The sequence below is a fragment of the Rhodococcus sp. 05-339-2 genome (assembly GCF_002258965.1).
Taxonomy (GTDB): Bacteria; Actinomycetota; Actinomycetes; order Mycobacteriales; family Mycobacteriaceae; genus Rhodococcoides.
This window is the reverse complement of sequence record NZ_NOYW01000019.1, coordinates 188,400-196,545: the sequence shown is the minus strand read 5'-3', so window position 1 is coordinate 196,545 and position 8,146 is coordinate 188,400. Positions and strand designations below refer to the sequence as shown.

The following is an 8,146-nucleotide window of genomic DNA, read 5'->3' as shown; positions in this document are numbered from 1 at the left end:
GGCTCCGGTGAGCGCTGCGCGCCCACCGCCAGAAGCCGGCCGCCAAGGCGGCCTAGTGCGGACTTTCCTTGCCGGGCGCTGCGCGCCAACGGCCAACGAATCACCTATCTTGATTGTCTGACAATATCTTTCGTATCGGTACAACCTTCGGACCGCTGCGCGCCCCGGCCGATCAACCGCTACCGCAGTGGGGCACGCTGCGCGCACCCCACTGTGGTACGGCTACTACTCCCCCACAGTGAAATTCACATCGAGATACGAGAAATTGTCCCGTAGATGCTGCCGTACATCGTCCAGATCTACGGACTCGTCCGCATCTTCTTGGCTACGCGCCGATCGCGTCATTGTTAATGAAACTGTGACATCCACTTCTACATCGAAATCACGTTCTCGGCCTTCGAACCCCCACTGTTCGCAGAACCTCTCGAACTCGCTGCACAGACTGTTCTCGTCCGCCCATTCGCATGCAGACTCATTCAGCCGCCTGATCCACTCGTGATGGTTCGCACGCTCGGTATTGGCGCTCTCGCGTACGGCCTGCAAGGTCCGTTCGACGGCGGCCCGTTCGTGGATCGGCCGCACGTACTCACCGAACCATGCGGGAGCGACCCCAGGTGACACAGTGACCGGTGAGATGTCACGTGGACGCACCAACCCCGTCCAGCTCTTGTAGGTGTGCTCCACGGCCATCAACGGCTCACGCCACACGACAGCAACGCTTGCATGGGTCTCGGTGGCATTGCGCTCATCGACCGAGAACCATCCTGACGCGGCGATACCGCCGCGTCCATCGCTTATCTGCACATAGGTCCCCTCTGCGGGGTATCCCGCAACCAGGGGCTTTGGCAAGGCCTCGAGCACGACGGCCCGGTTCGACCAGTCGGCACCCCCTAGAGACCCATTGTCGAAGGCCACCTCGAGCACGGACGCAACTGGTAACACTGAATCGACGATCGATGTCATGGCAGATTTCAGCCTCTCAATTCGGGTGACGGATGGTCAGTCCGCCGATCAACAGAACGCCTCTGAATCTACCATCGAAACACTTGCACTGGAAGACGTAAGAGTCATCGAAACATGTTGATAAACAGAGCGTTTGGGATCACAACTATCAGCAGGACGCAACCCGGCAGCAGCCGCAATTGTCCCCGACGCACTCGGTGCCGGGGACCGAGTGCGCAGGCGATTTTACCGAGCCTGACAGAATAGGACTGCTCAACTTTCCCTACAGGAGATCGACTGACATGGCACCGAAAAGGCCCGATGAAACGCTGCACCGACTCCGCGACTGGACGCACGGACAACTGTCGGAGCGCCTCGCTGCCCAGATCCTTCTCGCAGACGACTTCAAAAACCTCGACCCCTCTCAGCCGATGGGCGGTCCCGACAATGCCCACGACGCAATAGCCCACCGCGACGGCAAGAAATGGGTCATGGCGGCCTATTTTCCGAACACCAGAAAAACTTTCAGCGCAGTCAAGAAGAAATTTCTGGGAGACGTTGCCGGCGTGGCCACCAACGGTGCCAACGGCATTGTCTTTGTAACCAACCAAGCTCTGACGGTCGGAGAGCGAACCAAACTTTCCAACCTTGCGTCTTGCGATGTCGAGCTCTACCACCTCGAACGGTGCGTAGCGATCCTTGACATGCCCCGCATGGGCCCTGTACGCCGCCAGTTCTATCTCGAAGACGAGAACTCAGACGATCGAGTTAACGGCAACCAGACCGGCGGCGACACCACCGCCCGTTTCATGCTTTCTACCTATGACATGAAGGCAGGCACCGCTCAACACGCCGCAGTTCTCAAGGACGGTCAGTATCCCCTCTACGACCTATCGCTGAGAATCGTCGACATGAATGTCAGTCCCGGCACCGATCTACACCGCCTCGACTGGGGGAACCTCGTCGCGCCGGCCGAGTACTACAACGTGAATATCAGCCTCCCGGACTCGGCGTACTGGAGGATCTTTTTCACCGCACGCAATGGCCAGTGGCATCAAGATCTGATTCTCAAGCGATCGGACCCGGACAGCTGTTGGCTTGCAGCCACCCGCGTCATCGGCCTCCAACAAGCACCCCATCTGCAGCAGCTGGACCTGGAATTCATTCATCGCTTCGGAGCTCCAGAATGGCTCCCTTAATGGCCAACTCGCGCGGTCTGCACCCGCCCGGCCAGCTGTTGAACCGCCAGGGATCGACATTCTGTCGGTCGGTAAAGGACAGGCCGGGGGCCGCCCGATCGCTTCGCACGCCCGTTTTCGTCGGGCTGCACCAGATTCTGCCTTGGGTGCGCCTCCACTCAAATACACAGGGCCGGACAAGCCATAGAGGGCATGATTGATCCTGTGCCGGACTACGACATCAATCAGCTGGGAAGCCGGCCCTTCGAGCAGCTCGTCGTTGCGCTGTGCGTCCGAGCAATCGGGGCCGGGATAGAAGCCTTCGGCGACGGCCCCGACGGAGGCCGCGAAGCGACCTACGCCGGCACGATTGACTGGTCCGCCGGCACAGACGATCACGTGCACGAACACTGGACCGGGTACACCGTATTCCAAGCAAAGTTCCACTACGACCAGGGTGACCCGGCATCGAACCTCGTCTGGTTCAAGAAGCAAATTGACGCCGAATTGCTCCGGTGGGTCGAAGCCATGGACAAAGGGTCGCGTATGCGTCCACCTGACTACATGGTGTTCGCCTCAAATGTCAGATTGTCGAGCAATGGAGTCTCCGGTGGCATCGATCAACTGAACAACTACCTGCTCGGCAGGCTCCACGATGACAAGGACCCCATTCACGGCCTCGGGATTCGCGCCATCCGCATCTGGCACCATGCGCAGATCACCGCGCTAATCGACGGGCACCCGAGTGTCCGCTATGCATTCCCTGCCCTTCTAACGATCGGGGATGTTCTCGCCTGTATCGGTGCCAACACTGCACCAGGAAGCAGTTCTTCCGATCTCGGACCCGCTATGAGACTTCATGCGGCACAATGCCTCCGAAACGAGCACTGGGTTCGATTCTCGGAATCTGGAGCAACAGCAGGCCAACGAGCAAAGCTAGAAGAAGCGGGACGCGACCTGCCAGGACGCTACGAGAGTCCGGACGGACACCCCCACGATGTGCAGACAATTGCGCACATCATCGAGCACGCCGATCAAGTCCTCCGCAGCGGCCTCCAAGACCGCGTACGACGACCGCACTGGGTCATCATCGGCGGACCCGGACAGGGCAAAACAACACTCAGCGCACTGATCGCACAGATCTACCGCAGCGGCCTTCTGTCCCGCGGTGACATGACACCCGAAGTTGCCACAATCACCTCGGCCACGCAGAGCGCGATGGAACGCTCAGGAATCACAAAGCCACGAAACCTCCGTTGGCCCATCCGCATCGACCTCGCACTGTACGCAGACGAACTGTCGTCGGTCCCGGATTTGAGTGTCCTCGGATACCTCTCAAAAGTCATCGGCAACCGCGCCGGTCGCACTCTCAGTCCCGGCGATCTTGAAGGGTGGTTACGCATATGGCCGTGGATCGTCGTACTCGACGGTCTCGACGAGGTGAGCGCAGCTTCCATGCGTCGACTCCTGATCGAACGGATCACCGATTTCATGGAAGCTGCGGACCAGCTCGACGCAGACCTACTGCTGGTCTCCACAACTCGGCCTTTGGGCTACGACGAACGCTTCGATAGCGACTTGTTCACCGAGCTCACGTTGAGTCGCCTCAATTCCACGCAATCGCAACGATTCGGAACCGACCTCGTTCGGTTGAGGCTGGCTGACGACGCCGAAAGACGCGACACCGTCCTACGCAGGCTACGAACCGCGGCCAAAGACCCGAACACAGCACGGCTGATGGAAACCCCACTGCAAGTGACGATCATGTCGTTCATTGTCGAAAGCTTCGGGACCCTACCGCTCGACCGCTACAGCCTCTTCGAGCTGTATTACCGAACCGTCTATCAACGGGAAATTGACAAGCCTGGGGTCCATGGCCTGTCCGCACTGCTCAACGAACATCGACCCGATGTCTTCCATTTGCACTGCCAAGTCGCGCTCGAACTGCACGTGGCCGCCGAAAGCAGCAGCCGCTCGGAAGCAACAATGCCTGCGTCGAGACTCGACGAGATAGTGCGGACCCGACTCATCACCCAGGAGTTCGGTCCCCGAGACGTGAGCTCTATAGCGAGCAGACTGGTCAGGGCTGCCACGCACCGACTGGTTCTACTCGTCCCTACTGACGACCGAGTAGGATTCGAAGTTCGCAGTATGCAAGAACTGATGGGAGCAAACGCGCTGACGATGGGACAAGACACGAAAGTCCTCGCCCTGCTTCAACTCACCGCCCACCACCCCCATTGGCGAAACACATGGCTTTTGGCCGCCGGCCGAATCTTCAAAGAACGCGAACATCTACAAAATGATCTGGTGCAGCTAGTCACCGCCTGCGATCGCCGAAGTGGCGGCCTCCACGAGACGGTCCCAACAGCCCCTATGCTGGCCTGCAACGTCCTCGATGACGGCTTCGCTTCCAGAGCACCCAGTTCCCGAAGGGCCTACATAAGCGCAGCGATAAGTTGCCTCGACAGCTACCCCGGACAGGACTTCAATGGTCTTGCAATAGCACTGTCACACGCGTGCAACAGCGATGACCTGACTCCTGTGTTCACCGAACTGACTGCCGCACTTCGCGGACGGGGCATCCGACAGATCAATGCCTACTTTCTCCTCAGAGCACTTCGGAATAGCAAACAGACTTTTCACAAAGCTGACTTCATCCTTAGAAACAACGAATTACCACCCCAAACGATGCAAGCGGTCACTAAGTGGGCCACCCCCGTCTCGGATAAACGCGCGGCGCACCGAGCTGATGGACCACCCCTAAACGGAATAGCGATCTATGATATCTTGACCGCGGAGCTGGAGACCCAAGATCGATTCGGGCTCAACGACGCTCAGTACCAAAAATTCGACACATTCCTCGTCTCTTTTTCCACTGTAGAAACGTTCGTGGACCACGAGTTCGGAACACTGACCATTTTGATCGACCGAACTACGCCCATAATCCTCAACGGGCTATCCGCCGTCATGGACGACCCAGACACAGAAACCGCCGTGACCCTACTGCTCGACTCGCTACCAGTCGAGCACTGGCCGATCACGGCCACCATTCAACAATTGCTGCGTCCCCTTGTCGCTCGCAGACCTGTCGGTCCTGCCGTTATCGACGAGTTCGGGGCCGATTTCCCAGCAGCCACACAGATATGAACATCGACAGCACGTGCGACATACACTTCGACTCGTATCCACGAGGTACTCTCTCGATCATGACACTCATCCAGTCACTGGATCAGGCCAACTCCAAAACTGAGGTCGATAGCGGACTCACTGCAGGAGAACGCCGTCGAGCTCATGCATAAGGATCGGTGAAGCGCGTGGGCATAGAGGACAATATCCATGGTCTCGATGACGCCGAGCGGGCCCGCTTGAAGATGGTTCGCGAGCGGGAGTCTCGAGAAGAAGCCGAGGGCTGGCTGGCTGTCACTGAGTTCGTGAGATTGGCACAGGAGTACGGGGTTTCGCCTCGCCCGGTGCCGGCCCTAGGCCCCTATATCGATGCTGATTTCTTGAATCGGACGTGCTGGAACGGTCGCCAGATCTTCGAGTCATCGGTCATCGGTTGGTCGTTCATGCAGATGCGCGATCCGCACGCAGTCGGTGTCGACGGCACCCTCTACCGGGTTCGTCAGGACGTTCGACGCAGGCGGATGGCCCTATTCGGCGTGGGGTCGATTCGACCCGCTGAGATCGCACCGATTGCGGTCGAGTCGTATCCGCTCGGACATCTGTCCAGCAGCAACTCATATGACGAGTCCGGGGGTTGGACGTTGATCGAGTACATGACAGGTTTCCTGCGCACCAGTCGCAACCTCTCGACTTAGTCTTGAAACCCGTACGCGCAGCCACCCGGCTCGCCCAGTTTCCTTCTCTGGGCGGGCCGGGTGGGTGTCCGTGTTCACGATGCGCGTTGCGGCGACCTCCGATGCAGGACAATGCATGTGATAGCAGTGACGGCCATGACCGTGGCTCCGATCCACGCCGCGACGGTATACGCGCCGTCGTTGGGGAACTCACCGGTCGTGCCGGCCGCGAGCATGAGTCCGCCGGTAGCGCTGCCGAGGGAGAATCCGACGCTGCGAACGACTTGGTTGACGCTCATTGCACTCGATGTCTCGTCTTTAGGGGTGACAGCGAGGATGACGCCGGGCATCGCCGAGGAGAAGCTACCCACGCCGAAGCCCAGGATGGCCATTGCAACCAATAGCTCGACGATGTTCGTGCGTGCCGTCGCAAAGATCACGAACGATATGAGAACAATCACCGCGCTGGCCGCGAGAACCAAAGGGGCACCGATGCGTTCACGTGCCCGCGGTGTCACTTTGCCCGCGACGAATCCGAGCGCGGAAAATGGCACGAGGACGAGTCCGGCGACGAAAGTGGTCAGGCCGAATCCGTATCCAGTGCTGCTGGGGGTTTGTGCGTAGCGAGTGATCAGGGTGAGCAAGAGGTACATGCCGATGCCGCCGATGAACATTGCGACGTTCGCTCCCGCGACTGCCGGGTGCCGTAGCAATCGAATGTCGACCAGGGGTTCTCTGGTGCGACGTTCGATCAGTGTCCATCCGGCGAGGAGCACGATTGCCATCACTGCGAGTACCAGGGCACCGGTGAGGTGACTTTCCCACAGGCTGGTCTCGCTGGCGAGAAACAGCACCAGAAACAGCGCTGCGGCCAGCAGTGCTGCGCCGGGCAGGTCCACGTGAGCCGACCGGCCAGCGGGTGAGGCCGGGATGCTGCGATAGGCAGCCAGGAACGCGATCACGGTCACGACCACCCCGAGTCCGTATGCAGCTCGAAGGCCGCCGACCTCGACGAGAAGGCCGGCCAGTGGATAACCGATGCCGATGCCGATGGTCGACGCGACGGAGACCAAGGCGATGGTGGAGGCCGATTTTTCTTTGGGGAGGTGATCGCGGGCGACGCCCATCATGAGGGCGGTCAGGCCGAGACCGACTCCCTGTGCGGTGCGTCCGACGAGCAGCCATGCGAACGGCAGTGGGATCACGGTGAGGACACTGCCGGTCACCACGACGGCGAGGGTCGCGAGGATGGTTGCTCGTCTGTGGGGGCCTGCACCGAGTCGTCCGAGGACAGGGGTCGCGATGGCTCCGGCCAGCAACGTGATGGTCAGAGTCCACTGGGCGCTGGCAAGTGATACGTGCAGTGTGGTGGCGACACTGGTGATCAGTGGTGCCCCGAGGCTTCCTACCGCGGCGACCACGAGCGCTATGAACACCAACGATGGAACCAGCAGCTTCGGCGGTTGGGACTCGTGAGTGACCGCGTCGGCGCTCATCGGTTGGTCTCGCTGGTGATGTGATCGAACAGACCGGACTGAATGCGTGTTCGCACGCCTTCGGACCATGGCTCCTCCAATTCGGATACCTGCAGGGCAGCGGCATTGTTCAGGAGCATCCCGAAGGCCAGGAAGGCCTTGATGGTGACGGCGTCGAGCCCGGTGATGTCGGCGACGGTCTTCCACATGCGCCCGAAACTGTTCCGGACCGCGTCGCGGACTTCGGGGTCGCCGCACGCGGCGAACCCCTGTAGCTGGAGCAGCAGCGCGCTGCGATCGGTCAGCATGTCGTTGTATCGGGCACCCATCAGGGCCAGTGCGTCCTGCCCGGTCGCGTCGCCGGCGGCTTCGCGCATGCCCTCGGTGAGCCGTTCGAACGACGCGGTCATGACCTCGAGGAACAGTGCTTTCTTGGTGCCGAATATTCGGAAGATGTAGGCCTGGGTGATTCCGGCCCGCCGGGCGATCGACTCTGTCGATGCTCCGTGTAGTCCACCGTTTGCGAATTCGTCTGCGGCCATCTGCAGAACCTGCTGTCTCCGGTCCGCGCCGCTCATTTTCCGCTGTTGGTCCATGCCACCGATCCTAACTTTTACAAATTAGTAATGACTAACTACTTACACTTAGCCGGAGTAACTTGTACAGTGCCATTGATCACACAGCCTCGCTTCCCGAATCGCTCGACATCCACGCCCTGGAGCTGGTACTCGGCTTCAGGCCTGATTTG

At 59.8% G+C, this 8,146-nt stretch carries 6 protein-coding genes; 3 read left to right on the top strand and 3 right to left on the bottom strand.

Going from position 1 to position 8,146, the window contains the following annotated elements; translation table 11 throughout:
• Nucleotides 1-225: 225 nt before the first annotated feature.
• Nucleotides 226-963: a hypothetical protein gene (locus tag CH273_RS22820; RefSeq protein WP_141214626.1), complete on the bottom strand. Its 738-nt coding sequence runs from the start codon at nt 961-963 to the stop codon at nt 226-228.
• Between the two features lie 281 nt (nt 964-1,244).
• Between CH273_RS22820 and CH273_RS22815 the strand changes: the two genes are divergently transcribed.
• From CH273_RS22815 to CH273_RS22805, 3 genes are all read left to right on the top strand, one after another.
• Nucleotides 1,245-2,141: a hypothetical protein gene (locus CH273_RS22815; protein WP_032364853.1), complete on the top strand. Its 897-nt coding sequence runs from the start codon at nt 1,245-1,247 to the stop codon at nt 2,139-2,141.
• Between the two features lie 204 nt (nt 2,142-2,345).
• The gene (locus CH273_RS22810; RefSeq protein ID WP_032364852.1) at nt 2,346-5,270 is read left to right on the top strand and encodes an NACHT domain-containing protein; all 2,925 of its coding nucleotides are present in this window, start codon (nt 2,346-2,348) and stop codon (nt 5,268-5,270) included.
• Between the two features lie 359 nt (nt 5,271-5,629).
• On the top strand, nt 5,630-5,944 hold the full coding sequence (locus tag CH273_RS22805) for a hypothetical protein (RefSeq protein WP_033188529.1): 315 nt from the start codon (nt 5,630-5,632) through the stop codon (nt 5,942-5,944).
• 74 nt (nt 5,945-6,018) lie between these two features.
• On the opposite strand, the gene CH273_RS22800 is transcribed toward CH273_RS22805, so the two are convergent.
• A complete protein-coding gene (locus CH273_RS22800; RefSeq protein WP_032364850.1) occupies nt 6,019-7,419 on the bottom strand; it encodes an MFS transporter in 1,401 nt (466 codons plus the stop codon).
• The gene (locus tag CH273_RS22795) at nt 7,416-7,994 is read right to left on the bottom strand and encodes a TetR/AcrR family transcriptional regulator (protein ID WP_230591897.1); all 579 of its coding nucleotides are present in this window, start codon (nt 7,992-7,994) and stop codon (nt 7,416-7,418) included. Before CH273_RS22795 ends, CH273_RS22800 begins: the two co-directional genes overlap by 4 nt.
• Nucleotides 7,995-8,146: the final 152 nt, after the last annotated feature.

Bases quoted from the DNA above. Each gene is read 5' to 3' on its own strand.
- CH273_RS22795 (WP_230591897.1), bottom strand. From the start codon at position 7,994: ATGGACCAACAGCGGAAAATGAGCGGCGCGGACCGGAGACAGCAGGTT.
- CH273_RS22820 (WP_141214626.1), bottom strand. From the start codon at position 963: ATGACATCGATCGTCGATTCAGTGTTACCAGTTGCGTCCGTGCTCGAG.
- CH273_RS22800 (WP_032364850.1), bottom strand. From the start codon at position 7,419: ATGAGCGCCGACGCGGTCACTCACGAGTCCCAACCGCCGAAGCTGCTG.
- CH273_RS22815 (WP_032364853.1), top strand. From the start codon at position 1,245: ATGGCACCGAAAAGGCCCGATGAAACGCTGCACCGACTCCGCGACTGG.